General features: G+C 74.2%; 14 protein-coding genes and 3 tRNA genes. 15 read left to right on the top strand and 2 right to left on the bottom strand.

What is annotated here, in order from left to right:
* Positions 1 to 252 precede the first annotated feature (252 nt).
* From ACI783_RS09670 to ilvC, 3 genes are all read left to right on the top strand, one after another.
* Positions 253 to 2,187, top strand: coding sequence for an acetolactate synthase large subunit (locus tag ACI783_RS09670; protein WP_457140247.1), 1,935 nt, complete (start codon positions 253 to 255; stop codon positions 2,185 to 2,187).
* Positions 2,187 to 2,714, top strand: coding sequence for an acetolactate synthase small subunit (gene ilvN, locus ACI783_RS09665; protein WP_457140246.1), 528 nt, complete (start codon positions 2,187 to 2,189; stop codon positions 2,712 to 2,714). Before ACI783_RS09670 ends, ilvN begins: the two co-directional genes overlap by 1 nt.
* A 76-nt stretch (positions 2,715 to 2,790) precedes the next feature.
* Positions 2,791 to 3,816 carry a ketol-acid reductoisomerase gene (ilvC, locus tag ACI783_RS09660; RefSeq protein ID WP_457140245.1) on the top strand — a complete coding sequence of 342 codons (1,026 nt, stop codon included), beginning with the start codon at positions 2,791 to 2,793 and terminating at the stop codon, positions 3,814 to 3,816.
* Between the two features lie 117 nt (positions 3,817 to 3,933).
* Here ilvC and ACI783_RS09655 read toward each other — a convergent pair whose 3' ends face one another.
* Entirely contained in the window at positions 3,934 to 4,689 is a 756-nt protein-coding gene (locus ACI783_RS09655; protein ID WP_457140244.1) for a hypothetical protein, read from the bottom strand.
* 173 nt (positions 4,690 to 4,862) lie between these two features.
* On the opposite strand from ACI783_RS09655, the gene serA reads away from it, so the two are divergent.
* From serA to ACI783_RS09635, 4 genes are all read left to right on the top strand, one after another.
* Positions 4,863 to 6,476, top strand: a complete 1,614-nt coding sequence (serA, locus tag ACI783_RS09650) for a phosphoglycerate dehydrogenase (protein ID WP_457140243.1) — start codon at positions 4,863 to 4,865, stop codon at positions 6,474 to 6,476.
* 364 nt (positions 6,477 to 6,840) lie between these two features.
* Positions 6,841 to 10,260 (top strand): S8 family peptidase, encoded by a 3,420-nt coding sequence (locus ACI783_RS09645; protein WP_457140242.1) that lies wholly within the window; start codon positions 6,841 to 6,843, stop codon positions 10,258 to 10,260.
* Positions 10,261 to 10,422: 162 nt separating this feature from the next.
* On the top strand, positions 10,423 to 11,445 hold the full coding sequence (locus tag ACI783_RS09640; protein ID WP_457140241.1) for a 3-isopropylmalate dehydrogenase: 1,023 nt from the start codon (positions 10,423 to 10,425) through the stop codon (positions 11,443 to 11,445).
* A 164-nt stretch (positions 11,446 to 11,609) separates the two neighbouring features.
* The gene (locus tag ACI783_RS09635) at positions 11,610 to 12,533 is read left to right on the top strand and encodes an NAD(P)-dependent alcohol dehydrogenase (RefSeq protein ID WP_457140240.1); all 924 of its coding nucleotides are present in this window, start codon (positions 11,610 to 11,612) and stop codon (positions 12,531 to 12,533) included.
* A 21-nt stretch (positions 12,534 to 12,554) separates the two neighbouring features.
* Here the strand turns inward: ACI783_RS09635 and ACI783_RS09630 are convergent, their stop codons facing one another.
* A complete protein-coding gene (locus tag ACI783_RS09630) occupies positions 12,555 to 12,950 on the bottom strand; it encodes a hypothetical protein (protein WP_457140239.1) in 396 nt (131 codons plus the stop codon).
* 245 nt (positions 12,951 to 13,195) lie between these two features.
* On the opposite strand from ACI783_RS09630, the gene cimA reads away from it, so the two are divergent.
* The 8 genes from cimA (at position 13,196) to ACI783_RS09590 (ending at position 20,098) form a co-directional block, all read left to right on the top strand.
* Complete coding sequence (gene cimA / locus ACI783_RS09625) at positions 13,196 to 14,827, top strand: citramalate synthase (RefSeq protein WP_457140238.1); 1,632 nt, start codon at positions 13,196 to 13,198, stop codon at positions 14,825 to 14,827.
* The gene (locus ACI783_RS09620) at positions 14,824 to 16,038 is read left to right on the top strand and encodes an FAD-dependent monooxygenase (protein ID WP_457140237.1); all 1,215 of its coding nucleotides are present in this window, start codon (positions 14,824 to 14,826) and stop codon (positions 16,036 to 16,038) included. Before cimA ends, ACI783_RS09620 begins: the two co-directional genes overlap by 4 nt.
* 9 nt (positions 16,039 to 16,047) lie before the next feature.
* The gene (locus ACI783_RS09615) at positions 16,048 to 16,860 is read left to right on the top strand and encodes a fumarylacetoacetate hydrolase family protein (RefSeq protein ID WP_457140236.1); all 813 of its coding nucleotides are present in this window, start codon (positions 16,048 to 16,050) and stop codon (positions 16,858 to 16,860) included.
* Positions 16,857 to 18,326: a glutamate--tRNA ligase gene (gene gltX, locus ACI783_RS09610; protein WP_457140235.1), complete on the top strand. Its 1,470-nt coding sequence runs from the start codon at positions 16,857 to 16,859 to the stop codon at positions 18,324 to 18,326. The genes ACI783_RS09615 and gltX overlap by 4 nt, the downstream gene beginning before the upstream one ends.
* Positions 18,323 to 19,645: a CPBP family glutamic-type intramembrane protease gene (locus ACI783_RS09605; protein WP_457140234.1), complete on the top strand. Its 1,323-nt coding sequence runs from the start codon at positions 18,323 to 18,325 to the stop codon at positions 19,643 to 19,645. The genes gltX and ACI783_RS09605 overlap by 4 nt, the downstream gene beginning before the upstream one ends.
* Positions 19,646 to 19,730: 85 nt before the next feature.
* A tRNA-Gln gene (locus ACI783_RS09600) sits at positions 19,731 to 19,802 on the top strand.
* 43 nt (positions 19,803 to 19,845) lie between these two features.
* Positions 19,846 to 19,918 (top strand) — tRNA-Glu (locus ACI783_RS09595).
* A gap of 107 nt (positions 19,919 to 20,025) precedes the next feature.
* A tRNA-Glu gene (locus ACI783_RS09590) sits at positions 20,026 to 20,098 on the top strand.
* Positions 20,099 to 20,230 lie beyond the last annotated feature (132 nt).

Genomic DNA, 20,230 nt, shown 5'->3' with positions numbered 1-20,230 from the left:
CGAGCACTGTCCACTCAGTGGGACGCGGTTGTTGACGCCCGGGCGGGAGGGGCGCACAGTGGTCCCGTGCCCCGCACCCGTCTGCTCCGTGCTCCTGGTCTCGTAGCGATCCGCTAGCGCGCCGGTCCCTCCCGACCGACGCGCCACCCCTCCGTGCCATGGCACGAGGGGTTTTTTGTTGGCCGGGCACCGCTCGGCCGGACCATCGAGCGACCGCCGCAGCACCCCACCCGCCCAGGGAGATCGTCGAAGATGAGCACCAGCACCGGCCGCACCGCTGCAGTCCCCGGTCCCACCGCTGCGCCGGGAGCCGGTCCCACACCGGCCACGCCGGTCGCCCCCACCGAGGCCGCCGCCGCGGCCACGCTCGGCGTCGAGGCCACCGAGCGGTCGATCGCCGAGGCCGCCGCGGAGCCCGCCACCGGGATCACCGGCGCGCAGAGCCTGGTCCGCGCGCTCGAGGCGGTCGGGGTCGAGGTCGTCTTCGGCATCCCGGGCGGGGCGATCCTGCCGGCCTACGACCCGCTGTTCGACTCCGCCGTCCGGCACGTGCTGGTGCGGCACGAGCAGGGCGCCGGGCACGCCGCCACCGGGTACGCCCAGGCCACCGGCCGGGTGGGCGTCTGCATGGCGACCTCCGGGCCGGGGGCGACCAACCTGGTCACCCCGCTGGCCGACGCCTACATGGACTCCGTGCCGGTGGTCGCCATCACCGGCCAGGTGCCCAGCGCGGCGATCGGCACCGACGCCTTCCAGGAGGCGGACATCCGCGGCATCACGATGCCGATCACCAAGCACAACTTCCTGGTGACCGACCCGGCGGACATCCCGCAGGCGATCGCCGAGGCCTTCCACCTGGCCGGCACCGGCCGCCCGGGCCCGGTGCTGGTCGACATCAGCAAGGACGCCCTGCAGGCGACCACCGACTTCAGCTGGCCGCCGCGGATGGACCTGCCCGGCTACAAGCCGACGACGCGCCCGCACGGCAAGCAGGTGCGCGAGGCGGCGGCGCTCATCGCCCGGGCCAACCGGCCGGTGCTCTACGTCGGCGGCGGCGTGCTCAAGGCCGGTGCCAGCCCCGAGCTGGCCGAGCTGGCCGAGCTCACCGGCGCCCCGGTGGTCACCACCCTCATGGCCCGCGGCGCCTTCCCCGACAGCCACCGGCAGAACCTGGGCATGCCGGGCATGCACGGCACCGTCGCCGCGGTCACCGCGCTGCAGAAGTCCGACGTGCTGGTCGCCCTCGGCGCCCGCTTCGACGACCGGGTCACCGGCCAGCTGTCGAGCTTCGCGCCGGAGGCGCAGGTCGTGCACGCCGACATCGACCCGGCCGAGATCGGCAAGAACCGCAAGGCCGACGTCCCGATCGTCGGTGACGCCAAGGAGACGATCGCCGAGCTGGTGACCGCTCTGCGCGCCGAGCAGGCCGCCGGCCGGACCGCCGACCTGAGCGCGTGGTGGGCTTCTCTGGACGACTGGCGGACCCGGTACCCGCTGGGCTACGACTGGCCCGAGGACGGCGCCCTCTCCCCGCAGTACGTGATCGAGCGGCTCGGTGCGATCGCCGGGCCCGACGCGATCTACACGTCCGGGGTGGGGCAGCACCAGATGTGGGCGGCCCAGTTCATCCGCTACGAGAAGCCGGGCACCTGGCTCAACAGCGGCGGGCTGGGCACGATGGGCTACTCGGTCCCGGCCGCGATGGGCGCGAAGTACGGCTGCCCGGACACCACGGTGTGGGCCATCGACGGCGACGGCTGCTTCCAGATGACCAACCAGGAGCTGGCCACCTGCGCCATCGAGGGCATCCCGATCAAGGTCGCGGTGATCAACAACGGCAACCTGGGCATGGTCCGGCAGTGGCAGACCCTGTTCTACGAGGGGCGCTACTCGAACACCCACCTGAACACCCACGGCGGCGAGCCGGGCTCGGGCAGGCCGGTGCGCATCCCGGACTTCGTCGCCCTGGCCGAGGCGCTGGGCTGCGTCGGGCTCCGCTGCGAGAGCAAGGACGACGTGGACGCGGTGATCGAGAAGGCGATGGCGATCGACGACGCCCCCGTGGTGATCGACTTCGTCGTCGGCTCCGACGCGCAGGTGTGGCCGATGGTCGCCGCCGGTGCGAGCAACGACGAGATCCTGGCCGCGCGCGACGTGCGCCCGGTCTTCGGGGAGGGGCAGGTCTGATGCCACGACACACGCTCTCGGTCCTGGTGGAGAACAAGTCCGGCGTGCTCGCCCGGGTCTCGGCGCTGTTCAGCCGGCGCGGGTTCAACATCGAGTCCCTCGCCGTCGGGCCCACCGAGAACCCCGACCTGTCCCGGATGACGATCGTCGCCGAGGCGGAGAGCCAGCCGCTGGAGCAGATCACCAAGCAGCTGAACAAGCTGATCGAGGTGATCAAGATCGTCGAGCTGGAGTCCGAGGCCGCCGTCCAGCGCGAGCTGCTGCTGGTCAAGGTCCGCGCGCCGATGGCCGACCGCGCCCAGGTGCTGCAGACCGCCGAGCTGTTCCGCGCCCGGGTCATCGACGTCAACACCGAGACGGTCACCCTCGAGGCGACCGGCACGCCGGACAAGCTGCAGGCGCTGCTGGCCGTGCTCGCCCCGCTGGGGATCAAGGAGATGGCCCAGTCCGGCACGGTCGCGCTGGCCCGCGGCCCGCGGTCGATGAGCGGTGCCGGTACCTTGCGCCCGGTCGAGCGCTCCGCCTGATCAAGGACCCTCGCCCCCGACTTCCCGCCAAAATGGCCATTTTGGCGGTCCACCAACTGAAGGAGAGCATCACCGCATGGCCGCCGAGATCTTCTACGACGACGACGCCGACCTCTCGATCATCCAGGGCCGCACCGTCGCCGTCCTGGGCTACGGCAGCCAGGGGCACGCCCACGCGCTCTCGCTGCGCGACTCCGGCGTCGACGTCCGCGTCGGCCTGCCCGAGGGCTCGAAGAGCCGGGCCAAGGCCGAGGCCGAGGGGCTGCGCGTGGTCACCCCCGCCGAGGCCTCCGCCGAGGCCGACCTGATCATGATCCTGGCGCCGGACCACGTGCAGCGGAAGCTGTACGCCGAGTCGGTCGAGCCCAACCTGCAGGCCGGTGACGCGCTGTTCTTCGGCCACGGCTTCAACATCCGGTTCGGCTACATCAAGCCCCCGGCCGACGTCGACGTCGCCATGGTCGCCCCCAAGGGCCCCGGTCACCTGGTGCGCCGGGAGTTCGCCGACGGCAAGGGCGTGCCCTGCCTGATCGCCGTCGAGCAGGACGCCAGCGGCAAGGCCCAGGCGCTCGCGCTCTCCTACGCCAAGGCGATCGGCGGCACCCGTGCCGGGGTCATCAAGACGACCTTCGCCGAGGAGACCGAGACCGACCTGTTCGGTGAGCAGGCGGTGCTCTGCGGTGGCATGTCGGCCCTGGTCACCGCCGGGTTCGAGACGCTCACCGAGGCCGGCTACCAGCCGGAGATCGCCTACTTCGAGTGCCTGCACGAGCTGAAGCTGATCGTCGACCTGATGTACGAGGGCGGCATCGCCAAGCAGCGCTGGTCGGTGTCCGACACGGCCGAGTACGGCGACTACACCTCCGGCCCCAAGGTCGTCGACGCCCGGGTCAAGGAGTCGATGAAGGACGTGCTCACCGCCATCCAGGACGGCTCGTGGGCCGCGGCGTTCATCGCCGACCAGGACGCCGGTGCCCCGGACTTCCAGGCCAAGCGGGCCGCCGCCGAGGCGCACCCGATCGAGGCCACCGGCCGCCAGCTGCGCGGCCTGATGAGCTGGGTGTCGGCCAGCGACGACTACACCGGTACCGCCGCGCGCTGAAAAAGGGCCCTCCTGCCCCCCACCGCTCGCACGCTCGCGGCGGGACCCTGCAGGGGGGCCACCCGGCGGCTCACGTGACGGCCCCCGCAGCGTGCGCGCTGCGGGGGCCGTCGTCGTTCAGCGGCGGGCGGCGCGCCGGGCGCGGTGCGCGGCGAAGTACTCCGTCGCCGGCCGCAGGCACAGCAGCACCAGGATGGCCAGCGCCCCGAGGAAGAGCACCAGGGAGAAGACCAGGGCACCGCCCGTCCCCGGCTCCCCGGAACCGGCGGTCGCGACCGTGGAGACCAGGACGAAGCCGGTGGTCACCACCGAGATCGACGAGCCCACCAGCAGCAGCACCCGGCTGCGGCCGCGCAGCGCCAGGACGCCGCCCCACACCATCACCACCGTCCAGGCCAGCGCGACCACGCCCACCACCACGAGGACCCCGCGCACCCCGTCGAGCTCGTTCGGCTCCAGCTCGCCGCCCAGCGTGGGGTCGGTGGCCAGCGCCGCGTCGACCAGGTCGTCGATGAAGGCGCCACCGGCGAAGAAGGCCAGGGCGACCAGCACGCCCAGTGAGGCGTAGACGAAGGCCAGCACCGCCGCGGTGACGACCGCACCGGGCCGGGCGGGCGGCAGGCCCGGGTCGACGCCGCCGGGAGCGCCGCCGTAGGGCCCGTACCGGCCGTAGGCCGGCTGCTGGCCGTACTGCCCCCAGGGCGCCTGCTGGGGTGCCTGCTGGGGTGACTGCTGGGGTGACTGGCCGTACGGCCCCCAGGGCGCCGGCTGCGGTGACTGGCCGTACTGCCCGTAGGGGGACGGCTGGCCGGACTGCGGCTGCTGGCCCCATCCGGGTTCCTGCCGGCCGGGAACGTCCGGGTCGTTGCTCATGATCTCCTCCGCACGGGCCGGTGGCACCGGCGCTGCGGTCAGGATGGCGGCGCCGGACGGCGGGGGGCAAGCAGCCCCACCGGTCGCCCGACGCGCCCGTCCGGCGTCCACCCAGTGGGACCGGTGACACCGGCCCGACCAGCGGGGCGACCGCGCTCCTAGGCTGTTGCCCCGTGACCGCCACCACGCCCGGGACCGCGCCCGTCGTCCTCATCGCCGAAGAGCTCGCACCCAGCGTCCTGCAGGTGCTCGGGGACGACGTGGAGATCCGCCACGTCGACGGCGCCGACCGCGCCGCGCTGCTGCCGGCGCTGGCCGAGGCCTCCGCCGTGCTCATTCGCTCCGCGACACAGATCGACGCGGAGGCGCTCGCCGCGGCCCCCCGGCTGAAGGTCGTGGCCCGGGCCGGCATCGGCCTGGACAACGTCGACGTCCCGGCCGCCACCGAGCGCGGTGTGCTGGTGGTCAACGCGCCGACGTCGAACATCGTCAGCGCAGCCGAGCACGCGGTGGCCCTGCTGCTGGCCGCCGCCCGGCACATCCCGGCCGCCGACGCCTCGCTGCGCGCCGGGAAGTGGGCCCGGTCGAAGTTCACCGGCGTCGAGGTCACCGACAAGACCGTGGGCGTGGTCGGGCTCGGCCGCATCGGCGTGCTGGTGGCCCAGCGGCTGGCTGCCTTCGGCGTCACCCTGATCGCCTACGACCCCTACATCCAGCCCGGCCGTGCGGCCCAGCTCGGCGTCCGGCTGGTGAGCCTGGACGAGCTGCTGCGCGAGTCGGACTTCATCACCGTCCACCTGCCGAAGACCCCGGAGACCCTCGGGCTCATCGGCCGGGACCAGCTGGCCGCCACCAAGCCCGGCGTGATCATCGTCAACGCCGCCCGCGGCGGTCTGGTCGACGAGGCGGCGCTGGCCGAGGCGCTGCAGTCGGGCCAGGTCGGCGCGGCGGGCATCGACGTCTACGCCAAGGAGCCGTGCACCGACAGCCCGCTGTTCGGGCTGCCCAACGTTGTCGTCACCCCGCACTTGGGCGCCTCCACCACCGAGGCGCAGGACAAGGCCGGCACCGCGGTGGCCCGCAGCGTGCGCCTGGCGCTGCAGGGCGACTTCGTGCCCGACGCGGTCAACGTGCAGGCCGGTGGTGTCGTGGCCGAGGACGTGCGCCCCGGGCTGCCACTGGCGGAGAAGCTGGGCCGGGTGTTCACCGCCGTGGCCGGTGGGCTCGCCCAGTCGGTGCACGTCGAGGTGCAGGGGAAGATCGCCGAGTACGACGTCTCGGTCGTCCAGCTCGCCGTCCTGCGCGGGGTCTTCACCGACGTCGTCGAGGAGCCGGTCACCTACGTCAACGCCCCGCTGCTGGCCGACCAGCGCGGCCTGGACGTGGGGCTGTCCAGCAGCACGGAGAGCCCGGACTACCGGAACTTGATCAGCATCCGCGGGGCGATGGCCGACGGGGCGGAGGTCGCCGTCTCCGGCACGCTGTACGGGAAGAACCAGGTGCCCAAGCTGACCGAGGTCAGCGGCTTCGACCTGGACCTGACCGCCGACGGGTACCTGCTGTTCTTCGTCTACGCCGACCGACCCGGCGTGGTCGGCGCCGTCGGTGCCGCGCTGGGGGAGGCGGGGATCAACATCGCCGGCGCCCAGGTCAGCCGGACCACCCAGGGCGGGGACGCGCTCATGGCGGTCACCGTCGACAGCCCGGTCAGCGGCGAGCTGCTCGCCGACATCGCCGGCCGCATCGGCGCCCGCCAGGTGCGGGCCGCGGACCTGAACCCCAGCTGATCCCACCGCGCCTCCCGAGGCCGCGCCGTCCGACCCGGGCGGCGCGGCCTCGCTGCGTCCGGGGGCTGGAGCGGGGGCGCTGTTCGGGACACCCGGCGAGGTCGTTGAGCGTCACCCGATCGTGTCGACCGCGTCACGGGCACTGCGCCGAATGGCCCGCGCCACGAACAACGGAACGTGTTCGGAACGGATGGCGAACACCGCGGTCATCGAGCCCCGGCAGATGCCTCGCGCCGGCCGTGTGACTGAGCCGAACGGCCTATTGGCCGTTAGCGACGGCAACGACCACGCTCTGTCTGGCCCGTCTGACCGTGCGTGCAGCCGGGCCTCGCGCACGAACACAGGCGCAAGGACACTGACAGGGGTGCACGTGGGTTCGGAGAGCACACACACGAACCGGGCGGGACGCCGGCGCGTCGCCGTCCGGACGGGGGTCGTCGCCGTCGCGGCGGCCCTCGCGACCACCGGGGGGACGACCGGGGCGCTCGCCGCGCCCGCTGCCCCGATCGCCGACCGGGCGCAGGCGGAGCTGACCGCCGGGCAGCTGGCGCAGGTCCAGGCCGCGGTGGCCGCCCGGGGCACGGGGGCCGTCCCGGCCGGACTCCCCGAGAGCGGGCCGGCCTCCTTCTTCCTCCAGCTGGACACGCCGGCGACCTCCCAGGTCTACGCCGACACCCTGGTCGCCGGGAGCCCGGCCCAGGCGGCCGACGCCGCCCGCGCGGCGAAGCCCGGGGTCGAGGCGGCGGCCGCGGACGTCGTCGGGGAGCTGCCGGCCGCGGTGCCGGACGCCGAGGTGCTGTACACCGCCTCGACCGTCGTCTCCGGGGTGGCGGTCGCCGCCGACGCCGCCGACCAGGCCGCGCTGAGCGCGCTGCCCGGCGTGACCGCGGTCCTCCCGATCACCCCGAAGACGGTCAGCAACACCGGCGCCGCCCGGGTCGTCGACGCGGTCGCCGCGTGGCAGGACCTGGGCAACACCGGCGAGGGCGTCTCGATCGGGATCATCGACACCGGCATCGACTACACCCACGCCGACTTCGGCGGCAGCGGCGACGTCGCCCAGTTCGCCGCCCTCCAGGCGGCCGAGGCGGCCCCCGCCCCGGTCGGGGTGTACCCCAACGCCAAGGTCGTCGGCGGCCGCGACTTCGTCGGCGACGACTACAACGCCGACCCGACCAGCCCCGACCACCAGCCGGTGGCCCGCCCCGACGACAACCCGCTGGACTGCAACGGCCACGGCACCCACGTCGCCGGCACCGCCGCCGGGTACGGCGTGACCGCCGACGGGGCGACCTACCGCGGCGGCTACGGCGGCTCCTTCGACGCCGGCAGCCTGCGCATCGGCCCCGGCACGGCGCCGGAGGCCTCCCTGTACGCGCTGAAGGTGTTCGGCTGCGAGGGTTCCACGGACGTGACCGTCCAGGCGCTCGAGTGGGCCATGGACCCCGACGGTGACGGCTCCATCGAGGACCACCTCGACGTCGTCAACCTCTCCCTCGGGTCGGACTACGGCCTGGCCGACGACGCCGACGCGATGGTCGCCAACGAGGCGATGAAGCACGGCATGCTCGTGGTCATGTCGGCCGGCAACGCCGCGGACAGCTTCGACATCGGTGGCTCGCCGGGCAACGCGCCCCGCGGCATCGGCGTGGCCGCCTCCAACGACGGATACGGGATCTTCGACGGCTGGCAGGTCGTCGCCGGCGGCGGTCCCGAGGGCGTCCGCCCGGGGCTGCGGTCGGTCGCCTACAGCGACCTGGACGAGTCCGGGGCCGTCAAGCCCGACGTCACCGCTCCGGTCGTGCTGCCCGAGGCAGGGGACGACCCGACCGGCTGCGCCCCGTGGAGCGGGGACTACAGCGGCGAGATCGTGCTCGTCCAGGCGGCCGGCTTCGCCTGCGGCTCGGTGGCCAAGGGCGGCAACGCCCGCGACTCGGGCGCCGTCGGGTTCATGATCATCGGTGACGACGACCTGCTGGAGACCGGCATCACCGGCGTCCCGCAGGTCCCGGGCATCCTCACCACGGCCACCGACGGCGCGGCGCTGGCCGACGCGGTCGCGGCCGGCCCGGTCACCGTGACCTTCGGGCCGAGCCTCAAGGACGCCGCCACCGTCGACGACCCGGCGCAGGTCGACCTGCTGGCGTCGTTCTCCTCCCGGGGCACCCGCCAGGCAGGGGGGCTCAAGCCCGACGTCTCCGCGCCCGGCGTGACCGTCTACTCCGCCGCGGTCGGCACCGGGAGCGAGGGCGTCAGCCAGTCCGGCACCTCGATGGCCGCACCGGTCACCGCAGGCGTCACCGCGCTGCTCCGCGCGGCGCACCCGGACTGGACGACGGAGGAGGTCAAGGCCGACCTGATGAACACCGCCGGCGCCGACATCTCCACCGCCGACGGCACCGTGTACGGCCCGAACCGGCAGGGCGCCGGCCGCATCGACGCGCGGGCGGCGCTGGCCAACCAGGTCCTCGCCTACGCCGACGCCGGCTCCGGGGTCGTCTCGGCCTCCTTCGGCGTGGTCGAGGCGATCGACCCCAAGGTCGTGCAGAACCGCCAGGTGACCGTCTCGAACAAGAGCGACCGGACGGTCACCTACACGCTGGCCTACCAGGGGCTGGCGCAGCAGCCGGGCGTCACCTACCGGGTGGAGCCCTCCGTCGTCTCGGTCGCTCCGCGCACCAAGACGGTGGTCAACGTGGTCATGACCGTGACCCGTGACCAGCTGCGCAAGGTCGCCGACCCGACCGTGGTCACCGACGACGGGCGGCAGTTCCTCGGCGAGGCCAGCGGCCGGCTGGTCCTCACGCCGAAGACCGCCGGTACGCCGGCGCTGCGGGTCCCGGTGCACGCCAACGCGAAGCCCGCGTCGAACCTGGTCGCCCAGGACCGGCAGCCGGGCAAGACGATCACGCTGGTCGGCCGGGGCGTGGCCAACGGCCCGTTCGGCGAGCCGTCGTCCTACACCTCCCTCGGGAGCGCGTTCGAGCGGCTGGGCGTGAGCCCGCAGCTGCCCAGGTGCACGACCGAGGCCCGGTCGGACTGCTACAAGTCCGAGCTGGAGCGGTCGGTGGACCTGGCCCAGGTCGGGGTCGCCTCCGACGTCGCGGCCAACCCGGACGACCCGTGGCTGTACGTCGGCGTCTCGGCGCACGGCCGGTACACCTCGCCGGAGACGGCGGTGAACTACGGGATGTACCTCGACGCGACCGGTGACGGGGTGTGGGACTACCAGGTGACCACCACCCGGATCGCCGACTACGACGCCCCGCTGGTCGTCGTCACCGACCGGGAGTACGGCCTGCTACCGAGCAACGACGACCCGTGGATCGGCTACCTGAACGTGGCCGACGGCACGGTGGACACCAACGCCTTCGACTCCGACGTCCAGCTGCTCGGCGCGCCGCTGTCGGTGATGCCCCTGATCACCGCGGACGCCAGCCGGATCTCCTTCGGTGTCCAGTCGGCCAGCGCCTACGGCACGGTCGACGACCTGGGCACGGTGACCGGGCCGGACGGCGGCGCGGAGCTCGCCCCCGAACGGATGAGCTTCGACCCGCTGCACCCGGGGCTGTCGTTCACCGCCGCCGGCGGGCCGGCGGTGCTCGTGCCGGTCACCGGGGGCAGCACCATCGAGGTGGCGCAGAGCCCGGCCTACGCCCAGGACACCGCCGTCGGCGGGCCCAAGGGTGCGATGGTCGTGCTGCAGCACAACGGCAGCACCGGCCCGGGCCGGACCCAGTTCGTCCCGGTGGCCGAGCGGCCGGGCGCACCGGCCGCGCCGTGACGGTGCCGGCCGGCCCGGCATGGCACCGGGCCGGCCGGCCCTGACCTGACGCACCACCACCGCTCCACCACCGGGCGCCCCCGGCGAGGACCTCCCTCGCCGGGGGCGTCCGGCGTGTACGGGTGGTGGTGGCTCGGACGCCGCCCACTAACCTCAGGCCTCATGCGGCTGGCAGTGGTCCCTGGAGACGGCATCGGTCAAGAAGTGGTGGCGGAGGGCCTCAAGGTCCTGGGCGCGGTGGCGCCGGACGTCGAGACCACCCGGTACGACCTGGGGGCGGCCCGCTGGCAGCGCACCGGCGAGCTGCTGCCCGACGCGGTGCTCGACGAGCTCCGCCAGCACGACGCGATCCTGCTCGGCGCCGTCGGTGACCCCAGCGTCCCGGCCGGCATCCTCGAGCGCGGCCTGCTGCTCAAGCTGCGCTTCGAGCTCGACCACCACGTCAACCTGCGCCCGGCCCGGCTCTTCGACGGCGTGACCAGCCCGCTGGCCGACCCGGGCGAGATCGACATGCTGTGCATCCGCGAGGGCACCGAGGGGCCCTACGTGGGCAACGGCGGCGTGCTGCGCCGGGACACCCCGCACGAGGTGGCCACCGAGGTCAGCCTGAACACCGCCTTCGGCGTCGAGCGGGTGGTCCGCTACGCCTTCGAGCGGGCCACCGCCCGCCCGCGCAAGCACCTGACGCTGATCCACAAGACCAACGTGCTCACCCACGCCGGGTCACTCTGGTCGCGCACCGTGGAGGAGGTGGGCGCGGAGTTCCCCGAGGTCTCCGTCGCCTACCAGCACGTCGACGCCGCGGCGATGTTCTTCATCACCGACCCCGGCCGGTACGACGTGATCGTCACCGACAACCTCTTCGGCGACATCGTCACCGACGTCGCAGCCGCGGTCACCGGCGGCATCGGGCTGGCGGCCAGCGGCAACCTCGACGTCTCGGGCACCAACCCGAGCATGTTCGAGCCGGTGCACGGCTCGGCGCCGGACATCGCCGGGCAGGGCATCGCCGACCCGACCGCCACCGTGCTGTCGGTGGGTCTGATGCTGGAGCACCTGGGCCGCCCGGAGCTGGCGAAGAAGGTCAACGCGGCGGTCGCCTTCGACCTCTCCACCCGCGACCCGAAGGCACAGGTCCGGACCGCAGAGGTCGGCGACCGGCTCGCGGCGCTCGCCGGCGGCTGAGGAAGGCCCCCTCCGCCCCCACGCCTCGCTCCGCGCTCGCCGCGGGCCCCTGCGGAGGGGCCGTCCCACCGGCGGGGTGGTTCCGGCCCGACACCAGCTCGCCGCGCCCTGGAGTGGCGGTCGTGCTGGCTGCGGTTCGAGAACGCTACGGGCCGCCGGAGGGCGTGACGGTCCGCGAGGTCCCGGCGCCCACCGTGCGGCCGGGTGAGCTGCTGGTCCGGGTGCACTGCACCACCGTCAACCGCACCGACTGCGCGTACCGCGCCGGCACCCCCCGGTTCACCCGGCTGCTCACCGGGGTGCGCCGGCCCCGCGCGACCGTGCTGGGCTCCGAGTTCGCCGGTGTGGTGGAGGCGGTGGGTGACGGGGTGCGTGACCCTGCGGTCGGTGACCGGGTGTTCGGCTACGTGGAGGGTCGGTTCGGCGCCCATGCGGAGCTGCTGACCGTTCCTGCGGACGGCTTCGTGGCGCTCGTCCCCGACGGCGTCCCCGACGAGGTGGCGGCCGCCGCCACCGAGGGCGCGCACTACGCCGTGGCGGTCCTCCGCCGGGCCCGGATCGCCGCAGGTGAGGACGTGCTCGTGTACGGCGCGGCGGGGGCGATCGGCTCGGCAGCGGTCCAGTTGCTGCGGGTGCTCGGCGCGCACGTCACCGCTGTCTGCGACGGGCCGCAGGTCGAACTGGTCCGCAGCCTGGGCGCGGAGCGGGTCATCGACCGGACGAGCGAGGACTTCCTCGCCGGCCCGCACCGCTACGACGTCGTGGTGGACGCGGTCGGGAAGAGCTCGTTCGGCCGCTGCCGGCGGCTGCTGCGGCCGGGTGGGCGCTACGTCTCCGGCGAGCTGGGCCGGTTCGCCCAGAACCCGCTGCTCGCCCTGGCCACCCCGCTGCTCCGCGGGCGCCGGGTGGTGTTCCCGGTGCCGGTGACCGATCCCGGCATGCCCGCGCAGCTCCGGGACCTGCTGGCCTCCGGTGCCTTCCGGCCCGTCCTGGACGAGCGGCGCTGGCCGCTGACGGAGATCGTCGAGGCCTACCGGTTCGTGGAGACGGGGCGCAAGACCGGCAGCGTCGTCATCGACGTGGGCTGACCGGCGGGCCGTTCCAGCGCGTCACGACGGCGGCTCGGCGCGGAGCAGGTCGCCGGCCGGCACCGGCAGGTGCGCCCGCGCGGCCGCCTCGCCGGGGGCCGGCCACTCGAGCCCGACCAGGCAGCCGGTGGGGGAGACCTCGACCAGCGCGACCGGCTGCCAGGTCCAGTCCGGCTCCGGCCTGGTGGCGTCCAGCCGGCCACGGGGCAGCGGGCTGGGCAGCCGGCACCACCAGCGGCCCTGCAGCATCCCCAGCCCTCGGGTGAGCAGCAGCTCCCGCGCATCCCGGCGCGGCTGCGCGCGCCCGGCGACGGTGCCCGGCAGCGTGCGCGGCACGACGGTGCCGTCCGGCGCCGGCTCGAGCCAGCCCACGGCCTCGCCGTCGGTGGGGCGGTGCACGAGCTCCCAGGTGGTCACGCCGTCCTCCTCGCGGTCGCCGCGGATGGTGCCGCGCAGGAGTCGGCCGCGTACGCCCTTTTCGTCCCAGGCAGTGGACGGGCCGTTCCACGTCCGGGGCCGCCGTGGTCTACTCGACGTGATGGACGCCACCGGCACGATCATCATCGCCTAGCGCGCAGTCACCCTCCCGACTGCGCGCGACCTCCCGTACCCCGGGAGGTTTTTTCGTGTCTGGGGAGGATCGACCTGATCCGGGAGAGCTCGTGCCCACCGAACTGGACTTCCACGTCTTCGACACGACGCTGCGCGACGGCGCCCAGCGGGAGGGCGTGAGCTACTCCGTCGCCGACAAGCTCGCCGTCGCCCGGCTGCTGGACGAGATCGGCGTCGGGTTCATCGAGGGCGGCTGGCCCGGGGCGCTGCCCAAGGACACCGAGTTCTTCGCCCGCGCGCGCACCGAGCTGCAGTTGCGGCACGCCCAGCTGGTCGCCTTCGGCGCCACCCGCAAGGCCGGCGTCCGGGTCGAGGACGACCCGCAGGTGCAGGCGCTGCTGGACTCGGGGGCGCCGGTGGTCTGCGTCGTGGCCAAGTCCGACGTCCGGCACGTCCGCGAGGCGCTGCGCACCTCGCTGGAGGAGAACCTGGCGATGGTGGCCGACACCGTCAGCCACCTGGTGGCCGCCGGACGCCGGGTGTTCGTCGACTGCGAGCACTTCTTCGACGGGTACGCCATCGACCCCGACCACGGCGTGCGGGTGCTGGCCGCCGCCTTCGCCGCCGGCGCCGAGGTCGGCGTCCTCTGTGACACCAACGGCGGCATGCTGCCGACGGGGGTCGCCCGGGTGGTGGCCGACGTGCGCTCGCGCGTCGTCGGCCGGCTGGGCATCCACTGCCAGGACGACACCGGCTGCGCCGTCGCCAACTCGCTGGCCGCGGTCGAGGCCGGCGTGACGCACGTCCAGGGCACCGCCAACGGGTACGGCGAGCGGGCCGGCAACGCCGACATCTTCGCGCTGATCGGCAACCTGGTGACGAAGATGGGCCTGCCGGTGGTGCCGGCGGAGTGCCTGCCGGAGCTGACCCGGGTGAGCGCGGCGATCGCCGAGCTGGCCAACATCGCCCCCGACGACCACCAGCCCTACGTCGGCGCCTCGGCGTTCGCGCACAAGGCAGGCCTGCACGCCAGCGCGATCAAGGTCGACCCCCAGCTGTACAACCACCTGGACCCCGCCGTGGTCGGCAACGACATGCGGATCCTGGTCACCGAGATGGCCGGCCGCGCCTCGGTGGAGCTCAAGGGCCGCGAGCTCGGCGTCGACCTCGACGGCCAGGGCGACGCCATCGGCCGGGTCGTGGACCAGGTCAAGGTGCTCGAGGCCGACGGCTGGTCCTTCGAGGCCGCCGACGCCTCCTTCGAGCTGCTGCTGCGTGCCCAGCTGCCCGACGCCCCCGAGCCGCTGTTCGAGCTGGAGAGCTACCGCACCTCGGTCGAGCACTGGGGCAACGGCGTGGTGGTCAGCGAGGCCACGGTGAAGGTGCACGTGCGGACGGCATCGGGTGAGCGGGAGCGGATCATCAGCACCGCGGAGGGCAACGGGCCGGTCAACGCCCTGGACAACGCGCTGCGCCAGGCCCTCGTCGGCCAGTTCCCGGCGCTCGCCGGGGTGTCGCTGGCCGACTACAAGGTGCGCATCCTCGGCTGGAACGGCGGCACCAGCGCCACCACCCGGGTGCTCATCGACAGCACCGACGGCGCGGGGGAGTGGACCACCGTCGGCGTGCACGACAACATCGTCGAGGCCTCCTGGCACGCCCTGGTCGACGCGCTCACCTACGCGGTGCGGCACCGGCCGGGAGCGCCCGCGGTGGTCCACCCCGCCTCCGCTCCCGCATGACCGGACCGGGCGCGGCGGTCGTGGTCGGGGGCGGGGTCGCGGGGCTGGCCGTGGCGGCCTCCCTGACCCGGGCCGGCTGGCGCGTCCGCGTGCTGGAGCGCGCCACCGCGTTCGGTGAGGTCGGCGCGGGTCTCGCGGTCACCCGGAACGGGATGGCGGCGCTCGACGCCCTCGGGGTGGGTGACCGGGTGCGCGCCGCCGGGCACCGGACCGCGGCGGCCGGCACCTGCGACCAGCACGGCCGGTGGCTGCTGCGGATCCCCGGGACCCCGGATGCGATGAACGTCGCCTGGGGCGTGCACCGGCAGCGGCTGCACGCGGTGTTGCTCGATGCCGCCGCCGCGGCCGACCTCGTCCCCGGCGCCCGCGTCGTCGACGTGCGGCCGGGCGACCCCGACGGCGCGCCCGCGGTGGTCACCTGGCTCGACGACGCCGGGGAGCACGCCACCACCGCCGACCTCGTCGTGGCGGCCGACGGCATCCGCAGCACCGTGCGCGGCGCGCTGTTCCCGGGGCGCCGGGCGGCACTGCGCTACAGCGGGCGGACCAGCTGGCGGGCCGTGGTGGACGACGACAGCACCCCGGACGCCGGGTTCGCCGCCCACTGGGGCCCCGGCGCGGAGTTCGGCGCCGTGCGGATCAGCTCCACGCAGGTGTACTGGTACGGCTACGTCCGGCACCCGGAGCGGACCCCGTTCGCCGACGAGCTGGCGGCCGCGGTCGACCGGTTCTCCGGCTGGTCCGCCGAGGTGCGGGCGACGATCGCCCGCACCAGACCCGGGCAGCTGCTGCGGCACGACGTGCACTCCCTGCCGCGCGGGCTGCCGGCCTACGTGCGCGGGCGCACGGTGCTCATCGGCGACGCGGCCCACGCGATGCTGCCCACCATGGGCCAGGGCGCGAACACCTCGCTCGAGGACGGGATCTGCGTCGGGCGGCTCATCGGCGGGCCGGTGGGTGCGGGCACACCTCTGCGCGCCGCGCTGGCCGCCTTCGACCGCGCCCGCCGTCCCCGCTGCCGGCGGATCGCCCGCCGCTCGGCACAGACCGCGCGGTTCGGTGCGCACGTGCCGGGCGGGCTGCCCCAGACGCTGCGCAACGCGGCCCTGCGGCTGGTCCCGGCGGGGCCGGCCGTGGCGGCGGGCACCGCGGTGCTGCGCTGGGAGCCGCCGCCCGGCGGGCCCGCGTCGGCGCCCGGCGACCCCGGCTAGCCTGGCGACGTGCGCATCGTCCGTTACGCCCACCCAGCCGGCATGTCCTTCGGGGTCCTCGACGGGGACGGCCAGGTCGCCCAGATCGAGGGCCACCCGTTCGGCCAGATCTCCTTCACCGGTCAGCGGTTCGCCGCGGCCGACGTCCGGCTGCTCTCGCCGATCCTGCCCAGCAAGGTGATCGGTGTCGGCAAGAACTACGCCGAGCACGTGAAGGAGATGAACACCGGCGACGCCCCGGCCGAGCCGCTGATCTTCCTCAAGCCCTCCACCACGGTGATCGGCCCCGGCGACGCCATCCGCATCCCGCCGGGCAGCAGCAACGTGCACCACGAGGTCGAGCTCGCCGTCGTGATCGGCGCCCGCGGCGCCCGCCAGGTGACCCCGGAGCAGGCCCCGGCCAGCATCTTCGGCTACACGATCGGCAACGACGTCACCGAGCGGGACATGCAGCGCGGCGACGGGCAGTGGACCCGGGCCAAGGGCTTCGACTCCTTCTGCCCGCTGGGCCCCTGGATCGAGACCGACCTCGCCGGCCTGGGGAAGGACCCGGCCGACCTGGAGCTCAGCTGCAGCGTCGACGGCGAGCGCCGCCAGTCCGGCCGCACCAGCCAGCTGCTGTTCGACGTCCCGCGGCTGATCTCGCACATCTCCCAGGTGATGACGCTGCTGCCCGGCGACGTCGTGCTCACCGGCACCCCCGCCGGCGTGGGGCCGATCCGCCCCGGTCAGCGCGTCGAGTGCACCATCGAGGGCCTGGGCACGCTGACCAGCTCCGTCGCCGGCGCCGACCCGACGTCCACCGCGGGTGGCGCCCGATGAGCGTCAAGACCCGCTTCTGCCCGTCCCCGACCGGGTTGGTGCACGTCGGGGTGATGCGGGCGGCCCTGTTCAACTGGGCGCACGCCCGGCACACCGGCGGCCGGTTCCTGTTCCGGATCGAGGACACCGACGCCGCCCGGGACTCCGAGGAGTCCTACCGGCACCTGCTCGACTGCCTGCGCTGGCTCGGGCTGGACTGGGACGAGGGCCCCGAGGTCGGCGGGCCGAACGGCCCGTACCGCCAGTCGGAGCGCGCGGAGGTGTACCGGGAGGTCGCGGCGAAGCTGCTGGCCGCCGGGCACGCCTACGAGTCCTTCTCCACCAACGAGGAGGTCGACGCGCGACGGCGGGCCGCGGGCCAGGACCCCAAGCTCGGCTACGACAACGCCGACCGCCACCTCACCGAGGAGCAGAAGGCCGCCTTCCGTGCCGAGGGCCGCCAGCCGGTGCTGCGGCTGCGGATGCCCGACGAGGACATCAGCTGGACCGACCTGGTGCGCGGCGAGGTGCGCTTCGCCGCCGGCTCCGTCCCGGACTTCGTGCTCGTCCGCGGCAACGGCGCCCCGCTGTACCCCTTCGTCAACCCCGTCGACGACGCGCTGATGGGCGTCACCGACGTGCTGCGCGGTGAGGACCTGCTGCCCTCCACCCCGCGGCAGCTCGCGCTCTACCGCGCGCTCACCGACATCGGGGTCGCCGCCGGGACGCCGCGCTTCGGGCACCTGCCGCTGGTCAACGGCGAGGGCAACAAGAAGCTGTCCAAGCGCGACCCGCAGTCGAACTTCGACGTCTACCGGGAGCGCGGCTTCCTGCCCGAGGGGCTGGTCAACTACCTGGCGCTGCTGGGCTGGTCGATCGCCGAGGACCGCGACGTCTTCTCCGTGCAGGAGATGGTCGAGGCCTTCGACGTCACCCGGGTCAGCGCGAACCCCGCGCGCTTCGACCTCAAGAAGGCCGAGGCGATCAACGCCGCCCACCTGCGCGCCCTGCCGGTGCCGGAGTTCCTCGTCCGGGTCACGCCCTTCCTCGCCGCGGCCGGGCTGGTCGCCGACCCGCCGACGGCCGAGCAGCAGCGGGTGCTGGAGGCGATCGCGCCGCTGGCCCAGGAGCGCATGATCGTGCTCTCCGACGCCGTCGGGCTGCTCGGCTTCCTCTTCACCGACGACGTCGAGATCGACCAGGCGGCCGCGGACAAGCAGCTGGGCGCGGGCGCCGGCGAGGTGCTCGACGCGGCCACGGCCGCGCTGCGCGACCTCGCCGACTGGAGCACCCCGGCGATCGAGGCGGCGTTGAAGGAGGCCCTCGTCGACGGGCTGGGCCGCAAGCCCCGCCAGGCGTTCGGCCCGGTGCGGGTGGCGGTCAGCGGCCGCACCGTCTCCCCGCCGCTGTACGAGTCGATCGAGCTGCTCGGCCGCGAGCGCACCCTCGCACGGCTGGCCGCCGCCCGCGGGATCGCGACGGGATGACCGGCTGGGGTGGTGTCCCGGCCGGGCAGCCGAACCGGCCCTACACGGGCCCGCCACCCACGGGCCCGTACGGCGCGCCGTCGGTCGTGCCCCGGGTCGCTGCCTGGTACCCGCCCCCGGGCCAGCCGGTGCCCGCCGCGCCGGTGCCGTCCGGGCGGCGCTCCCGGCCGGTCACCCCGCCGGGAGCGCCGCCGCACGACACGCCGCAGCCCTACGCGCTGCTCATGCGGGCCCGCGACTGGGCGTGGTGGCGGCCGGTGCTGGGGCTGTTGCTGCTCTGCGTCCTCTACCTGGTCGCCGGGGTGGTGATCGCCGGGGTCGCGCTGGTCACCGGGCTCACCGTCGACCTGTACATGGACCTCACCGACGCCGGTGTGCTGCTGCTGACCAACATCTCGCTGATCGTCGCGATCCCGATCATCTGGCTGTGCTGGGCGGTGGCGCACGGCATGCGGATCGGCTGGTCCTCATCGGTGCTGGGCCGGCTGCGCTGGCGGCTGTTCGTACCGCTGGGCTGGCGTGGCCTGGCCAGCCTGGGCGTCGCGGTGGCCGTGCTGGTGGTCATCGACACCGTGACCGCGCCCGGCGGGGTCACCGGGCCGTCGGCCTCCTACGGCTGGCTGGTCCTCGTCGTCGTGCTGACCACCCCGCTGCAGGCCGCGGCCGAGGAGTACGGCTTCCGCGGCTACCTCAGCCAGGCGATCGCCGGCTGGATCGGTCGGCCGCGGGCCGGTGCGCTGGTCGCCGCCGTGGTGACCGCGACGCTGTTCTCCGCGGCTCACCTTCCGCCGGACGCCGAGTCCTTCCTCTACCGGTTCGCCATGGGGCTGTCGTTCTCCGCCCTCGTCTGGTGGACCGGCGGCCTGGAGGCGGCGATCGTCGCCCACGCGGTGAACAACATGGTGATCTTCCTGCTGGGGGGCGCGCTGGGCGGAGCGGTCCAGGCCGACGCCTCCGACGACCTGCTCGGCTGGTGGGCGGCGCTGGTGGGGACCGCCGGCATGGTCGCCTACGTGCTGTGGGTGCGGGCCCTGAGCCGCCGGCTGCGCCCGGAGCTGCTCAGCCCGGCCCTGGACCTGCGGGATGCGGCCCAGGGCCCGAGCGGCCCGAGCTGGCCGCCCGCCGGCCCGCCCCCGTACGCGGCGCCCCCTGCCCTGCCGGCGCCTGGCTACGGCCCACCGGCCTACGGCTCGCCTGGCTACGGCCCACCGGCGTACGGACCGGCCTACGGGCTGCCGCCGGGGCAGGTGCCTCCGGCGGCACCTGCCGGGTCACCGCCCCCGCCGGACGACCGCTGGGCGCGGCCACCGGGGGGCTGACGCGCCGGGGAGGGGGGTGCCTCCGCACGCTCGCCGCGCATCGGGTATCGTTTCTTCCCGTCGCCGCAAGGCGGTGCACGGCCAATGGGGTATGGGGTAATTGGCAGCCCGACGGTTTCTGGTTCCGTTAGTCTAGGTTCGAGTCCTGGTACCCCAGCGAGGAAGCACCATCTCCTCCAGCACCACCCAGCACCACGCACGGCCCCGTCGTCTAGCGGCCCAGGACGCCGCCCTCTCACGGCGGTAGCGAGGGTTCGAATCCCTTCGGGGCTACAGCGGAGAGCCCCCGACCCACCTGGGTCGGGGGCTCTCGTCGTTACCGGGCCGGCCACCCCGGGTGCACCGCCGCGGACGCGGTGTGGCAAGATCTCTGCGCGCACGGCCCCGTCGTCTAGCGGCCCAGGACGCCGCCCTCTCACGGCGGTAGCGAGGGTTCGAATCCCTTCGGGGCTACAGCAGGGAGCCCCCGACCCACCCGGGTCGGGGGCTCTCGTGTTCTCGGTCACCGGGGTCACCCGTCCCGGTGATCACGGGAATGCTTGACTCGCACAACGGTGTTAGCGTCCCGTTGCTGTTCACCGCGCC

The sequence above is a fragment of the Modestobacter sp. SYSU DS0511 genome (assembly GCF_054050755.1).
The sequence above is the reverse complement of the archived record's forward strand: the minus strand, read 5'-3'. Positions and strand labels throughout refer to the sequence as shown.